General features: G+C 70.7%; 11 protein-coding genes. 9 read left to right on the forward strand and 2 right to left on the reverse strand.

Translation table 11 applies throughout. The annotated features are described in order from the left end of the window. Positions 1-17: 17 nt before the first annotated feature. From ACMXN5_RS46440 to ACMXN5_RS46470, 7 genes are all read left to right on the forward strand, one after another. A complete protein-coding gene (locus ACMXN5_RS46440; RefSeq protein ID WP_439680920.1) occupies positions 18-2,396 on the forward strand; it encodes a hypothetical protein in 2,379 nt (792 codons plus the stop codon). Continuing rightward, positions 2,393-4,357: a DUF2357 domain-containing protein gene (locus ACMXN5_RS46445; protein ID WP_439680921.1), complete on the forward strand. Its 1,965-nt coding sequence runs from the start codon at positions 2,393-2,395 to the stop codon at positions 4,355-4,357. The genes ACMXN5_RS46440 and ACMXN5_RS46445 overlap by 4 nt, the downstream gene beginning before the upstream one ends. 241 nt (positions 4,358-4,598) lie before the next feature. After that, complete coding sequence (locus tag ACMXN5_RS46450; protein ID WP_439680922.1) at positions 4,599-5,855, forward strand: ROK family transcriptional regulator; 1,257 nt, start codon at positions 4,599-4,601, stop codon at positions 5,853-5,855. Between the two features lie 225 nt (positions 5,856-6,080). Continuing rightward, positions 6,081-6,338: a lasso RiPP family leader peptide-containing protein gene (locus tag ACMXN5_RS46455; RefSeq protein ID WP_439680923.1), complete on the forward strand. Its 258-nt coding sequence runs from the start codon at positions 6,081-6,083 to the stop codon at positions 6,336-6,338. Then, positions 6,335-8,293, forward strand: a complete 1,959-nt coding sequence (locus ACMXN5_RS46460) for an asparagine synthase-related protein (RefSeq protein WP_439680924.1) — start codon at positions 6,335-6,337, stop codon at positions 8,291-8,293. The genes ACMXN5_RS46455 and ACMXN5_RS46460 overlap by 4 nt, the downstream gene beginning before the upstream one ends. Then, positions 8,290-9,141: a lasso peptide biosynthesis B2 protein gene (locus ACMXN5_RS46465; protein ID WP_439680925.1), complete on the forward strand. Its 852-nt coding sequence runs from the start codon at positions 8,290-8,292 to the stop codon at positions 9,139-9,141. The genes ACMXN5_RS46460 and ACMXN5_RS46465 overlap by 4 nt, the downstream gene beginning before the upstream one ends. A 237-nt stretch (positions 9,142-9,378) precedes the next feature. Further along, the gene (locus ACMXN5_RS46470) at positions 9,379-9,549 is read left to right on the forward strand and encodes a hypothetical protein (protein ID WP_395797848.1); all 171 of its coding nucleotides are present in this window, start codon (positions 9,379-9,381) and stop codon (positions 9,547-9,549) included. 490 nt (positions 9,550-10,039) lie between these two features. On the opposite strand, the gene ACMXN5_RS46475 is transcribed toward ACMXN5_RS46470, so the two are convergent. After that, positions 10,040-10,798 carry a DUF2637 domain-containing protein gene (locus ACMXN5_RS46475; RefSeq protein ID WP_439680926.1) on the reverse strand — a complete coding sequence of 253 codons (759 nt, stop codon included), beginning with the start codon at positions 10,796-10,798 and terminating at the stop codon, positions 10,040-10,042. A gap of 1,938 nt (positions 10,799-12,736) precedes the next feature. Between ACMXN5_RS46475 and ACMXN5_RS46480 the strand changes: the two genes are divergently transcribed. Then, entirely contained in the window at positions 12,737-13,231 is a 495-nt protein-coding gene (locus ACMXN5_RS46480) for an NUDIX hydrolase (RefSeq protein WP_439680927.1), read from the forward strand. A gap of 320 nt (positions 13,232-13,551) precedes the next feature. Continuing rightward, complete coding sequence (locus ACMXN5_RS46485) at positions 13,552-14,670, forward strand: NUDIX hydrolase (protein WP_439680928.1); 1,119 nt, start codon at positions 13,552-13,554, stop codon at positions 14,668-14,670. Between the two features lie 120 nt (positions 14,671-14,790). Here the strand turns inward: ACMXN5_RS46485 and ACMXN5_RS46490 are convergent, their stop codons facing one another. Then, entirely contained in the window at positions 14,791-15,162 is a 372-nt protein-coding gene (locus tag ACMXN5_RS46490; RefSeq protein ID WP_439680929.1) for a hypothetical protein, read from the reverse strand. Positions 15,163-15,745: the final 583 nt, after the last annotated feature.

Genomic DNA, 15,745 nt, shown 5'->3' on the forward strand with positions numbered 1-15,745 from the left:
GGGCGTGAGGCGAGGTCATGGCGAAGAAACCGAATACCAGGCGGGACCGGTCCGGGCGGGCCCCGGGCAAGGCACAGGTGTGGCCGGGGCAGCAGGACGCGGCTCGACGTCGTGCGGTCACGCCACCGAACGACGTCGACGAGGTCGACGACGCCGGCCGAGACGACGAGGTGACGCGCGTGGAACCCCCGACGGCGAGCACGCTGCTCGCGGAGATTCGCCGCATGGCGGACGACGCCCGGATGGCCCCGGTCGCCGACGACGAGCCGGATCCCGGCGGGCCGGGCGAACTGGAGCAGGCTTGGCGGCTGTACCGGGCGCTCGTCGCACGCCAACGCGAGACCCTGGACGCGTTGACGGCCGAGGGCGAGCGGGTGAGCGCCGAGCACGCGGCGTTGCAGGCGGCGACCACGGCACTGCGCGAGGATCGCGAGATGTTCGACGACCGGGTGCGAGCGTTGGGTCGGCGGGAGGAGGAACTGGCCGATCGGGAACGGGCCGCCGAACGGCGCTTCGACGAACTCCGCTTGGAAGAGGGGCGGAAACTGAACGTATGGCTGGCCGAGCGGCGGCGCGAGGCGGTCGAGACATGGGAGGCGGACCGCGCCGCGTGGCAGGAACGCTGGACCGAGACGCAACGCCGGCTGTCCCAGGCCCAGACCGCCCTGGATCACCGGGAGGGCGAACTGGCGCAACGCGAACGGGAACTCACGACGGAGCGGTCCCGGCTCGACGAGGAACGGGACGACGTGGCCGGCCTGGCGGCAGCGCTCGCGGAACAGCGGCGTACCCGCGCGGCCCGCTTCGAGCGGGAGGTGGCGGAACGCGTCAGCGGGTTCGTGCAGGAGATGGGCGACCCGCAGGGCCGCATCGAACGGCTCACGAAGGAGACGGAGCAACTCCGCGAGCGTCTGCGCGAATACGAGACCTCGTCGGCCGCCCTCGGTGACCTGAGCCCGGAACAGGCGGCGGCACGTATCAGGGAACTACGGGCGGAAGTCGCCCTGCTGACGGAGGATCGTGCCTTCGCCCCGAACACGGAATCCCGTCTGGTCGGGCAGCTTCGCGAACGGATCCGAGTGCTCAACGAGGAGAAGGAGGAACTCGTCAGTCTCCGAGGTGAATTGGAGTCCGCGCTACAACGCGATCGGATCGCGGTCAACGAACGTGAGAACTACCTGGAAGTCAACAACTGGCTCCGGGCGGCCAACAGTCAATTACGCCAAATCCTCGAGGAGGAGGCGGCGAAACTCAAGGCCACCGCCGAGGTCGGCAGAGAGGGGCACGCCTTCCCGGCCTGCTCGCTCATGGACCGGGATTTTGCCCGCCCCCGGCCGGTGGATCCGCATCCGCCACGTCTGTCCGAACTGGCGGAACGTTTGCAGACGGTGATTCGCGCAGGCACGGGCCTCTCCTACGGCCTCCCGGATCTACGCCTGGTTCTCGCGGGGCTGGCGATGAGTCGCCTGCATGTATTCCAGGGGATCAGCGGCATCGGCAAGACGGGGCTCGGGTGCGCCCTGGCCACCGGCTTCGGCAGCCCCGACAGCGTGGCCGTCGTGCCCGTGCAGTCCGGCTGGCGGGATCCGCAGGACCTCATGGGCTATTACAACAGCTTCGACCGCATGTTCTACGAGTCGGAATTCACGAAGGCCCTCTACCTCGCCGGGTGCCCGGCATACCGCGACCGGCCGTTCTTCATCGTGCTCGACGAGATGAACCTCTCGCATCCCGAGCAGTACTTCAGCGGTGTGCTCTCGGCCCTCGCCATCGAGGGCAAACGCAGGTTGGCGCTGACCACGATGCCGGTCGCCAACGCGCCGGAACTCCTTCTGGGCGGGACACATATCGCGATACCCGACAACGTGTGGTTCATCGGGACCGCGAACCACGACGAGACCACCGTCGGTTTCGCCGCGAAGACCTACGACCGATCCTTCGTCCTGGAACTGCCCTGGCAACATCCGGAACTGCCGGAGACCATGCCCGACCCGGCGGAGCCCCTGGCGCACCGAGGACTTGCGCGAGCCTTCGCCCAGGCGCGGTCCGCCCACGCGGCCGAGGCCGAGGGCATCATCGCGTTCCTGGACAACGCCTGGCGGCAGCGATTCGCCGAGGAACTCGGTATCGGCTGGGGCAACCGACTCGAACTGCAGATCCGGGACTTCGCGCCGGCACTGATCGCCGCCGGCGGGACCCACGGCGCCGCCTTGGACCATCTGCTCGCCACGCGCATCCTGCGTCCCCTGCGCGGACGTTACGACATCGACGCCGACAGACTCGATGCCGTTCGCGGCGAACTCGTGGACAGCCTGCTGCGGTTCGACCCGAATCACGAACCCGTCGCGACGGCACGACTGTTGGACGACGAGATGCGATCCCAGGGCCGCCGGTGAGATGGGACGCGGCCGAACCCGATCTCGACTCGCTCCTCGCTCGTCATCTGTCGGCGTTGTCGACGCGCCTTGCCGCGGACACGGACGGCGGTCTCGACGACTGGCTCGCGATGCCGCCGATCGTCCTCGGTGTCTCCGCCGAGACCGACCCCCTGCCACTGGAGGAGGCATTCGAGTGGGCTTCGGGCGCACTGCGCACCGTGTGCCATCGCCCGTACACACGACTGCGTTCGGTCGAGGAGGTCCTGCCGGTGTCGCGCGTGCGCTCGGTCGCCGCCGGCGCGGTCGCGTATCTGGCCGCGCACCCGCAGGACTGGGCCGCGCACACGATCGCCGGGGTTCGACCGAGGCGCCTGTCGGCCCGACGGAACGAGGAGGACGCCGACATCTACGAAAACCGCGTCGCGGTGGCCGTCCTGCTCCTGTTGCGGACGCATCTGCGGCGGCGGATCGCCGGCCTGCGGGCGTTGAGCCGGATGGAGGGCGATGTGCACGGCCTCCTCAACGGCTCGGAGGAGACCACCTGGCGGACCCGTAGAGATCTGACGCAACTGCTCGGGAACGTCGGGGAACTCGCCGGGCACGCAACGGCCACGCACGAGCGCCTGCGAAAGATCGAGGCCGCCCTCACGTCCGTGCAGATCATGCTGGAGGCCCCCTTGGCCAAAGCCGTCGGGCATCGCCACGCCCCGGCCCGTGAACTGCATCCCACCAACCTTCTCGTGAGCGACGCCTCCTATCGCAGGGTCGCGGAACTCTGGCGAGTGTGCACCAAGGCCGAGACACCCAGGATCGATGCCGGGGAGAACGAACGCCGGCAGCGCGAGACCAGGACGGCCTTCGAACGCTTCACCGGCCTGCTGTTGTTGTCGGCGTGCACGATCTTCCGGGCGACTCCCGACCGCGACCAGCCCGCTCCCGCACCCGGCCGGACCACTCGGTTCCAATGGTGTGGAGTCCCGCTGACGGTCACCTGGTCGCCTGCGGGCGACTTCCTCGTGCACTGGCGGGAGCAGCGGGTACTGCGCGTCATACCGACGATGACCGACCTCTGCTCGGCTCCCGACGCGGCTTCGGTCGGCGCGGCGCTCGTCGACCTGCGCCGGGAGCGTGTGTCCGCACCGGAGGAGAGCGGGAGGGTCCTGGTGGTCTACCCCGGTGCACTCGACACGCGTCGAGACGCGGTCGCCGACGTCGTGGACGCCGCGTACCGGATCGGACACGACAGCGGACCGGCCGCGGCGCCGGGCATCGACGTGGCGCCCCTGTCGCCCCTGGAGATCTTCAGCGTCAGCCGGCTCGTACGGGCCCTGTACTGGGCGACCCTCGGTGCCGACGCACGCCGCTACCCCCACCTCGTTTCCACGACGGCCGGCGAACGCTCGATGCTCGCCGCGTGCGAATGGCTCGAACCCCGCGCCGACGCCGTCGCGGTGCTGCGCGTCCCCTCGCCGAAGGAATGGGAACGGGTGTCCACACTGCTTAGGCAGGTTCGCCCGTACCGCGCCGGGGGCAAGCCGGCCGGGCGTGAACCGGGCCGAGCGACGGAGTTGTACGCCTCGCTCGAATCGGCGGTCCGAGCGACGACGCTTCTCCAGGTGTGTCCGATCTGCCCCAAGACCGCCACCCGCCGCCCGACCACGTTCGTCCCTCGCGAGCCCGGCATGTTCGCCGCCTCGTGCTCCTCCTGCGGCACACGGTGGGAACTGCGCCGGTGTCCCGCCTGCGCCGAGACCTTTCCGGTGTTGTCCCCCGACGGGCACATCGTCACCGGCGGCTCGGAATCCGATCTCGATCGCCACCTGGGCGGCGCGTTCCTGGCCATGCCCTGCTGGGCGCGAGGGCGCTCGGGCGCCGCGTTGTGCCCCGCGTGCGGCAACTGTGGCCGGGCGACCCGCGACACGTCCTGCCCCCGCGCGTGCCACGAATCCGGCATCGCACCGGCGGCCGATTCATTGTGACCGACCCGAATACGACCGGGACCGGGCGCTGCCGAAGGTGCGGACGAGGTGTGGTTCGTCGGGTATGACTCGTGACACATCGGCTGCCGGGTGGCGGCGTTCATTTCGGGGGGTTCGACGATTCGGTCCGAAGTCCCGCCGGATACGAAATGAAGTATTAGCCTGAGTTTCGGGTGCAGACGCCTTTACTGTGAACGATCGCCGACGCGCTCGCTCGTTCGCCGACCCACCGGGGGAATTCGTGGCCGATCTCCGTAGCCTGCTCAGGGCGGGCGATGCCGGCAATCGCCGCCGCGTCCTGCAGGCCCTGATGATCCGCGGCGGGAACCAGACCGACGTGGCGAAGTACGCCGGCATCGCGGCGGCGACGGCGGGCAACATCCTCAACACCCTCGAGGGTGAGCGGGTGGTGCGGCGCCAGGCGTCCGGACGCGAGCAGCAGGTGAGCCTGCAACCGCTGACCGGCGTCGCGGTGGGCATCGAACTCGGCTTCCAGCGCACGTCGGTGGTGGCCCGGCGCGTCGACAGTCCGCACCTGGCGCCGGTCGGCAGGCAGGACGACGTGGGCGCCAGGCACGGTGTCCAGGCATGGTCGAACGCGGTGTTCGCGGCGGTGACCGGACTCACGGAGGAACTGGGCGAATCACTCGACGACATGGCGACGGTCGGGCTGGCCGTCCCGGGCGCGGTCGATCCGCGCTCCGGGCTGCTGACCCCTCCGGTGTTCCCGCTGTGGCGCGATCAGCCGGAGCCGCGCGCCGAGTTGGAGCGGCTGCTGCGCGACAAGGCGCGTCCCGGCACGCTGCGCGGGGAGTTGCGCGTGGTCATGGACAACGACGGCGCACTGGGCGCGCTCGCGGAGAGCGTGCACTGTCACCCCGACGCGGAGATTCTGCTGTGGATCAAGGGATCCACCGGCGTGGGCGGCGGGTTGGTCGTCGGCGGTCAGGTGATCCGCGGCGGCAGTGGCTCGGCGGCGGAGATCGGGCACATCGTCGTCGATCCGGACGGCGACTACTGCCAGTGCGGTGGACGCGGCTGCCTGGAGACCCTGATCGGGGCGAACACCCTGATCCGCAACGTGCGTTCGGGCCTCGGGCAGTTGCCCGTCGCCGCGCAGCCGACCGACCTCTACCAGATCGCCGACAAGGCCCGCGCCGGCAACCAGGTGTGCCTGCGGGTCCTGCGCGAGGCAGCCTTCCACCTCGGCCTCGTCCTCGGCAACGTCTGCAACGTGCTCAACCCGAGTCTCGTTCTGCTCGGTGGGGCGCTGGGGTCCGCACACGACCTGATCCTGGCGGATTGCCGGTCCGCGATCGACCGCACCGCGCTCGCCGCGGTCCGCCTCGACGCCTCTCGTCCCGAACTGGTGGGCCCCGGCGATCCGGAGGCGAAACACCCGCGCTTCCGTCTGGAGCCGAGCCGGCTCCCCGACGCCATCGCCCGCGGCGCGCTCATCCTGGGCATTCAGGGCGCGGGATTCGCCGAAAACCGTTGATTTCGCGGCGGATCAGGTTTCAGGGTGGGCATTGTCCGCCCGTCCGAGGTGTTCGATTCATTCATTCCGGAAGGTTCCCGTCGGGGTCCGACACCCCTGATTTCCGGGTCCTGTCGAGGTGGGGTCGAAAGTCGACCACCGCTTGTATGGTGGAGAAAACGTTTCGTGGCCGCCGCGGTGACGAGTCGAAGGCAGGGGAGTATGCGCAGGGTTGGCGACGCTCGCATGCCGGAATCGCCGGAGGCTTCCGTACCCGAGGCACCCGAGGCGCCGGAGGTACTCGAAGCACCGGACGCATCGGAAGCACCCGAGGACGCGTTGTCCGCCGACCCCGTGGAGTCCGCCGAAACACCGTCCCTCGGCGACCGCCAAGCCGATGACTACCGGCCCCCGATGGTCGTCGCCGTCGGATCGGTGCGTCGGGCCACCAAGGGCAGTGCCGCCAGCGGCAAGGCGGACGCGAATTCGCAGTTCTACTGGTGAACCCCTCCTCCGCCACGGCGCCCGGCCGCGCGCGGCTCGCCGAGGTCGCCGTGGCACCCGGGTTCGTCGTCGCGGTCCGGGAGCAACCCGCACGGTCGCCGGCCGAACCAGCCGCCGACCCCGCATCGTTGGGCCTGCCCGGTACCCCCGTGTGGTCGGTGTTGCCGGGGCTGCGCGTGTACGGGGCATGGCGGCCTGGGCAGGTGCGCTCGGCGGTGTACCGGGACGTGCGCATGGTGGTATTGGGTCACTGCCTGGCGTCCGACGAACGGCTGGCGCGCGAGCTTCGCGACATGATCGAACGCGAGGGGATCCGGGCCGAAGGGATCGAAGGTCGCGAGGGCCGTGTGGGTCGCGGGCTCGATCTGCCGGGCGCCTACGTGTGCATCGTGGCCGCCCGCGACGGCGTGCGCATCCGATCCGATCTGGCCGGACAGTACCCGGTGTTCGTCTCGTGCGCCGACGGATGGGCCGTCGCCGCGTCACACGCACGCCTGCTCGCCCGGCTGCATCGCCGCGAGCCCGACGCCGTCACCGCCGCCGCGCGGATCGCCTGCGCGCACGTGCCGCCGCTGTGGGCGGATCGATCACCGTTCCACGACATCGCGCGCGTGGCGGGCGGCGCGGTTGTTCGACTACGGCCCGGCGCGCCGCCCGTGGTGGGCCGCACCGGGACGCTCTTCGGAATCGACCCCCTCGCGCGCGGCGCGCACACGCTCCACGACGCGCTGACCGAGGCCGTGGCCGCCCGCAGTGCCGCCGGCGCCGTGGCAAGCGACTTCAGCGGCGGACTCGACTCGACGACGCTGGCGTTCCTGGCGGCACGCTCCGGGCAGAGGCCGGTGGCGGCGGTGACATACCACCACCCCGATGCCCCGGCGGGCGACCTGGCCCACGCCCGGCGGTTGGCCCGTCTCGACGACCGGCTGCGGCACATCGTGGTCGAAGGCCGCCACGACACACTGCCGTTCGACCTGGACACCGCCCGGAAGCAACAGCCGCACGCGGCGCCCATCGGGCGGGCCGACGACGACGAACCCGTGCCGGGGATGCTCGCCCGCGGCCGGTCGCTGCTGCGCCTGGCCGCCGTGGGCCCGCCGGCCTGCCATCTGACCGGTGAGGGCGGAGACGCGGTTCTGGGCGCGCCCCCCGCGTATCTGGCCCATGTCGCGAGCCGCGGGCATGCGCGTACGTTCGCCCGGCACTGCCTGGCGCAGGCTCGACGCCACGACACCTCCGCGGCGGCGTTGGCGGCGCAGGCGCTGCGTACGGCCAGGACATCGGGCGCGGAAGCCCTCGTACACCTCGCCGCGACGCTGCGCTCGGGGACGATCGCCGAAGGCCCCACCTCGTGGATCGACGGCGTCACGTGGTGGCCGCCGGTCGGCGAGGCGGTGTCGTGGCTGACGCCGGCGACGCGTCGCGCACTCGCGGACCGCGCGGAACGGGCGGCGTGCGATGGTACACACCACCTCGACGGCACCTCGGCCGCCGTGCACATCGCCGCCGCCGCCGAATTGCGGCATTCCGCCGACGCGCAACGGCACCTGCGGGAACTCGGCCACCGGCACGGCGTCGACGTGCACGCGCCGTTCCTGGACGACCGGGTGGTGCGGGCGTGTCTCGCGGTCGCGCCGGGGGAGCGCGTTGACCCCGCGGGCGGCAAGCCATTGCTCGCGGCGGCGTTGCGCGGCACGGTTCCGCCCGCCGTACTCGGCCGCCGGACGAAGGGCGACTACACCCGCGAGGAATACCTGGGCGCGCGGCGGGCCGAGCCGTGGCTGCGGGCCTTGTGGGCGGACTCGGCCCTGGCGGACGCCGACGTCCTCGAACCGGCGGCGGTGCTGCGGAGCCTGGCGCGATTCACCGCGGGCGTCGCGGTACCGCTCGGCGCTTTCCGGCAACTCGTGGCCACGGAACTGTGGTTGCGTGCCCGGCGGGAGGAACGATCGTGAGGATTCCCGCGCACGTGCGCCACGAGACGATGCCCGACGGCGGCGTGGTCGTGCTCGACTGCGCCGACGGGCAGTGGTACGTGTTCAACTCCGGTGCGCGGGACTTCTGGCAGTGCTGGTCGTCCGGACGAAGCCTCGCGCAGAGCGTCGCGGCCGTCGCGGACCGGCACCCGGACCTGCCACGCGAGCGGATCGCCGCGGACGGCGCCGCGCTGCTGGGCCAGTTGACCTCGCTGGGCCTGGTGGAGGCGGAAGGCGAGGGACGGGGCGGGTCGCGGTCGACCACCCGGGGGTGGGCCGCCCGCTTCGGGTTGGCCGAAGCCCCCTCGCGGGCGGCGAACCCCTTGCGGAGCGATGGTGCGGGCGCCGTTCCGGGCGCCGTTTCGGGCGCCGCGACCCGCGCCCGGCCGATGGCCCGACGACGCGCGGTATCCCGTCGACACCCGACAGGCCCACGACGCCCGACCCTCGGCCCACCGGTCGCCCTGCTCGGCGCCGCGCTCGCCGTGCGGCTGCCCTTCGCCGTCGTACACCGCGCGGTGCGCGCGACCCGGGGCCGATGGGCCTCGGCCCCGGAGGACCCGCGTCGGGCCGAGGAATGCCTCGCGGCCCTGCGCCGTACCGCGCGCTGGTTCCCGGGGCGCGCCGCGTGCCTGGAGATCTCGCTGGCCGCCGTCCTGCTGTCCGCCGCACACCGACGGCGTCTGGACTGGTGCCTGGGAGCGGTCCCCGATCCGTTCCGATTCCACGCATGGGTCGCGTGCGACGGCGCCGCGGTCGCCGCCTCGCTCTCCGCGCCGGAGGACGACGGCGAGCCCCCGCCCTACCGCGCGGTCCTGACCGTCTGAACGTCCTTTGATCGCCGCACGGTTCGGATTGGCCGTTCCGCGGCTCGGTGACGCCGTCGACCATCGAATCCGCAGTCCCGCCGCATTCCACCCACCGCGTCCGACCGTGTGGAATCCGAAGTCGCTCCGCACGATTTCTCGTGCCCGATCATGCCTATCTCGCACCCGAACGCCGTCCCTACGCTCCCCACACAGGTCGGTACACACCGGTTCGCGTACTCGGAGGAGCGAGGACACATGAGCGAGAACAAGCGTGGGCGAGCGCGACGCAAGCCCTGGATCACGATCGCCGTCGAGGCCGATTTCACCATCGGCAGGCGCCAGATCATCCGCGCCGCGAAGATTGCCGGCGGCCTGCTGGTCGCCGCCCTGCCCATCCTGCTGCGCGGCCTGGGCCTACTGCCCTGAACCACGCCCCCCACCCGCCCGGGCGCCGCCACCCATCATGTCCGTGGCGGCCGGAGCCGGCCTGCTGTTCGTGGTCGCGCCGGGTTGGCAACTCCTCTCACCCGGGCGCCGGATCGTCCCGGAGGCGTGGGCACTTGCCTTCGGGGCCCTGGCGTTCGTCCTGATCACGACCGGTCTGCACATGACCCTCACCTGGCCGCCGGCCGGGCAACACGATGTGACACCCCGCGCGGGGCGCATGTTCGGTTTCCGCCGGGCGTGCCGGTCGATGAGCCGACGGGCTACGGTCATGATCTTTGGAGGCGACACCGTCGACACAAGCGCGGGCCGGGGCTTCGGGGATCCCGGTGCGTGCGCGCGTTGCCCGGTCGGGGTGTCCCGACCGGGCAACGCGCCGAACTCCCGGCGCCGGTCCGTCGATTGCCGGGTGGTGGTCGGTTTCCCGGGTCGAATCCGGTGGGGCGTCGAGTGGTGGTCGCGATGCGGTGGGTCACAGGGGGATGTGGCGCCGCGGGCTTCGGTTGGTTCGCCGAGGTGGTCGGGTGAGGGTGATCTGGCGTACGAGTTGATGCAGGCACGCGGTTATCGCGATGGCGGGGAGGGCGGCGACGACGATGCCGTGGACGTTCTTGGGTGCGTCGGCGATGGCGAGTGCCATGGACAGTCCGGCGAAGGTGACGGACACGATCCAGGAGTGCGCCGCTCTGTGGTGGTGGAGGCTGGAGCGCAGGATGGACAGGCAGGCCACGATCCAGGGGCCGTGGACGAGGACCGGCCACCAGCGGGCCGCCAGGCCGTGCTCGGTGGCGGCGGCGTGGCGCAGTGGTTCCAAGGTGACGGCCGCGCCGAGGAGGCTGATCGTCGCGACCAGGACGACGATGGCCGCGACCATGGTGTAGCTCAGCCGATCGAGTACCGGTGCGCCGGTGACCGTTTGCCGGGCGGGCTTGGGGTTTGTCGGGGTGCGGCGTCGGTGGGCGGCGGGAGCGTTGTCCCGGTGTGTGGAAGGTCGGTCGGGAAGCCCGTCGGTGGTGGTTGTGGGGGTCCCTGGAGCGGGCTGTTGCAGAAGCCGGGCGAGTTCCTTCTCGAATCGCCACTCCTGCGTCGTCTCGGACGCGAAGGGTGGGTCGGGCGGCACGCCCGTGTCGAAGGCCGACCACGCGTCGGGACGAAGGGGCGGGATGGCGCTGTCGGGCGGGGTCGGGAGGATGGGCGAGGAGCTCAGGTCGTGTCCGATGCCGTCGTACATGTGCCTCGTTCGTTGCTGTGTGGGATGAGGGGCCCGTGCCCCGAGGACTTCGGGGCGTCACGACCGAAGGTGGACCACGATGTCGTCGAGGCGGCGCGCGAACGCGGCTGCGGTCAAAGCCATGGACAGGGCGAATTGCTCCATGTCGGCGGAGCAGTGCCGAAGTCGAACGCATTCTCCGCCACGCTTGAGGTGGGCATGCGGCGACCAGCTGAGGAATGTGGTCGCGCGGGGGACCAGTACCCAGTCCCCCAATTGATAGCAGCGCCTGGCGATTGTGAAGGGGGGTGTGAACGCGGCGGCTTCATGAAGAGTCACATTCGATGAAACGACGCTTACCCTCGGAGTGGATGTGCGCCGTCGGAGTGAATTATCTCCGGTGCCTCTACGTTTTCGGGTGTCTTTCTTTCGGTGCGTACGGCCACGAGAGGTGTCTCCCATCAAGGAACGGCGTTCCGTTCGAACGGTGTTGTCGGGGCGGAGCGCCGGCCACGATGCCGTGAATCGCGAGGAGGGCGTGCTGCTGCGCCGAATCCGTTTCCGCCGGATCCGACATTCCGTCGGCTCACGAATCGCGGCCGTCACGGCGTTACACAGGCCACAGGCCACAGGCACGCCCGGCGCGCGATCGGTGTCACGGATGATGGTCGCTCTCGTACGAAACGGCACAGAAACCGCACCCGTTCCGTCCCGACGGTGTGTTCGCCGCGCAAAGGTGAATCGCCGTACATCCACCCGGTGGATATCGGCCCGACAGCACGCGTATGGGAGGCGGCGCATGGCGACGTCGCGAGTCGACTTCCGCTCGCGGTTCCATGTCCCCGGCCCGTGCCCGGTGAATTCCGGGTGGTCCTGTCTCCTTTTCGGATTTCCTCGATCGCGAATCCTTCGGACGTCGGTGATCGTTCGTGAGGGTTGGTCGGTGTCCCGCGCATATAATTCTGCGGGATTTCGACCCGGTGGTTTGATGCCTGCCCGAGAGCAGGGTCGGTCGGCGACGCTGGTACACGGTGGTGACCGCCGCCGCGAGCATGCTACTGGGAATTTTCCCTCGACAGCATAATGCGCGTTATGTTTCACGCTTCTGGCGCATTGCACCCGGCGGGAGCGGCTCCGGTATCGACTGTTCGTCTTGTAGGGACTCACCAATCCGGTCACCCACAAGGCCGTGCAGGGGGATAGCCGGCGACCGCCCGGTTGGCAAGAATGCACGAACTTGCCCAACGCGCACGGTGCGCAGGCGAGAAGCGAAGAAGGCTCCGCTCTCGTGAACGCCCCGCCGGCCATCGGCGGCGTGGTCCGCAGAGCGCGGTGGTGACTGCCCCCGGCCCGACGGCCGGCGCCGCCGAGTACGCGCTGATGCCGGCCTGGACACGCATCCCCGACGGCGTCACCGACGAGCAGGCCGTGGCGTTGCCGATGGCGGCCGAGACGGCGTGGCGCGCGCTCGACGACCTCGGCGTGAGTTGTCGCTCGTCCACGGCGCGGGTTCCACCGTGGGGGGAGGCGGCGGTGCGCTTGGCTCTGCACCGGGGTATTCGGGTGATCGCCACCGCTGGGCCGACTCGGGCCGCCGCGCTGGAAGGCGTCGGTTCTTGCCGCAGGAGGAACGACTCTCCGTCTTCACCCCATCGACCGGCGGGACGGTGCACCGCCGGGTGAGGATGGCTGTGGTCCACCGAGGTAGGTGGAGGAAGGAACGACGGATCCCCGACTTTCGGGCAGTTGCGGCAAGTTGGGCCGGGAGCGGCTCATCATACGATGGTGCCCGCCCCCGGACGACGTCACCTCATGTCTGTCGGTAGGTGTATCTACACTCCGCGTGATGACATTGAAGCTGTTCTTCCCTGTGCTCCGCGTCGCTCTTCCCGGCCGCGACGGCGTGATCACGAGACCCCGGGGCGAAACCGGAGTCCGCCGGTGGTCGGGAATGTCCCGATGAGTGGGGACGAGGGGGTCTCGGGACCTGACCGGCGTGCGGAGCGCGGTACGCGGGGTGTCCTGAATGACGTCGGCGTCCACCTGTACGCGGGGGACTCCCACGGGCGGGTCCTGCTCGGGCTGCGGCACCCCGATTCCCTCTACGCGCCGTCGACGCACCATTTCCTGGCCGGACACTGCGAGCAGGAGTCCGCCGTCGCCTGTCTGGTGCGCGAGGCCCGGGAGGAGGCCGGGCTGGTGATCGACCCCGACGACGTCGAGTTCGCCCACGCCGTCCACTTCCTGGACGCGCCGGGAACGTGCCCGCGCATGCAGATGGTCTTTCGGGCCCGGCGGTGGACGGGTACGCCGGAGGTTCTCGAACCCGACAAGTGTCTCGGCTGGGGATGGTGGCACCCCCACGACCTTCCGGACCCGACCGTCGACTACACGCGCGCCGCGATCAGAGCGATCCAAAACGGTCACCTCTACACGGAGTTCGGGTGGGCGTGACACCGGGCGCCGACCAGCCGCACGGCCACACGGCCACACGGCCACACGAGGAGATCGTGGACACGCTCACCCGGTGGACGACGTCGAAGGAGACCGGCGCGCGCCCGCGCGGCCTCAGGGCATCGAGCGCGAGCCCGGCTCCGCACGACCGGAGACCCGCAACACCCGGCCGCCGACACCGCCGAACACGAGCCGCCGATCGACCCACGCCCCGCCCCAAGTCACCGGTTCCCACACGGCACTCCGCGAACAGGCAACCGATCCACCCGCCGGCCCGCATCGCTCGGCACGCCGTACGACGAAGCAATAAGGACATACACATGGAACCGGTCGCACACCCCGGAACCGGCAACCCGGTCGACGTGCACGTGCTGCTGTATCGCGGAACGCGGCTGCTGTTCCTGCGCCGCAGCGAAACCTCCCCCTACGCCCCCGGGTTGCTGTGCCTGCCCTCCGGCAAGGTCGAACCCGGCGAGGACGTCGTCACCGCCGCCGTACGCGAAACCCGTGAGGAGACGGGCGTCGTCCTGCACCCGACCATGCTCCGGTGCGACCTCGTCCTGCAACACCGGCCACCCCAGGGGCCGTTGCGCATCGGCTGGTTCTTCACCGCTGAGGGATGGCCCGGCGCACGCCGCCCCACCACCCCCGACACCGTGTACAACGCCGAACCCCACAAACACGACGAACTCGTCTGGGCCGACCCCGACAACCCACCCCACGACCTCGTCGCCTACACCCGAGCCGCCCTGCACGCCATCCGCGCCGGCACCCCCTACGCCCTCCACCTCCAACAACCCCACGACACCGTCCACGACGACCGACACACCGACCAACGCCTGACCCGAATCCGCGCCGCCGACCACGGCAACGAGCCGCTGCGCCGCGAACTCGGCCTGGAAGCCGCCCCGCGCATGGGCCGGCCCTGGGTCTGGCACCCCGGCGAGCCCGTGCCCCATGCGCTGCCCGTCGCTCAGTCGTCGGGGTGGCTGTTCGCCGACGACGGGCGCGTACTCCTGGTCGCGGACCGGGGCATGCTCGCGCTGCCCGGCGGCGCCACCGAGGACGGGGACGCCGACGCGTGGGCAACGCTCACCCGCGAGGCGTACGAGGAGGCCGGCGCCGTACCGGGAGCACACACCTACCTCGGCTACCTCCACGACCATGACGCCCTGATCTATGGCGGCGCCCCCGTCGCCCGCGTCCGTTACGCGGCCCGCCTCGCCCGCCTGGGCCCGGCGCGGCCGGACCCGGCGACCGGGCGGGAATGGCGTCGCCTCCTGGTCGACCCGGCAACCGCCGTCGACCTCCTGGGCTGGGGCCGCGACGGACTACGCGAGGCGCACACGGCACAACGCCGGGCACACGAGATCCTCGGCGTACCCGTCGCGGGGGACAGGTCCGTCGTCGAGGTCCCACGCGACGGGGTATCGACGTGACCGGGACGGACGCCCGGCCGAACCGGTCCCGTCGAGCACGGGCCTCAGGGTGAAGTCCCCGGCGCGATGGGCCGGGACGGGTCGGGGGACGAGCGCTCGACCCCCGACCCGTCGCGTGCGTCAGTTGCTGACCGTCACCCAGTTACTGCTCTGCCGGACCGGGATGTAGGCGGTCTGGCTGCCTCGGACGGTGCCCGTGCAATTCGTGTTGGCGTACTCGATCACCGACACATTGCCCTTCCACCACCAGTTGCTGAAGTTGGTGTCCGCGGTCGGCGTCTTCCAGCAGTGTTCGGCGTAGTTGCCGTGCTGGTTGTACCCGCCGACCCAGACCGAGTTGGCGCGGTGGAGCCGGTCGTGGAACTTGATCTGCTGACCGTTGGTCCCCGCGCTCGCCGGTCCGACGGAGGCCGCGAGGCCCGCGCCGGCGAAGATGACCGACAGCACCCCCATGGTTGCCGTACGGCGAAGTGCGCTTCCGGTGAACTGCATTGTCTTTCCCCCTGTTGCGGTACCTTGCCGGCGTCCGCGTGTCGAACGCCTTCGGTGCGTCGACGTCCTGTGTCGACACTGCCATCGTGGGGTCTGTGCGCGTGCGTGTCGTTCGCACCGGGCGCCCTGTCGTATGCACAGAACGAACGACCCGAAGCCGTCGATCGCGGCCGGCGGGGGAGCCGGCGTGGCTGCTCGCCGGAGCGTGCGTCGCCCGCACGCCAAGGCCCGGACACCGCGGCCGAATCGGCCCGTTGCCCGCGAACGCGACGCCTGTTCCCGGGAGGCCGATTCCGGAGAGGAACGGCCGGCAGTCCAAGCCGTACGACTGTGATGTGCGGTCGGATGTCCCGCATCGCGGTGGTGGTCCGCATGGCGAGTGGATGCTTCCGGTCGCGGTACCACGCCTGTTGCTCGGCGGCGGCCGTCTCACCGGTCGAGGCGATCGTGACGGTGAGGCCGAAGTCGTGGACGGTGGAACGCCCTTGCCCGTCCCACCAGCGCCATGCCGTCTCGACCTCGCCCCACAGGCGCCGCGGCCCGCTCTGCAGGACACTCGGACTGTGCCCCGGGGCGAACCCGA

The organism is Embleya australiensis, from assembly GCF_051903075.1.
Taxonomy (GTDB): Bacteria; Actinomycetota; Actinomycetes; order Streptomycetales; family Streptomycetaceae; genus Embleya.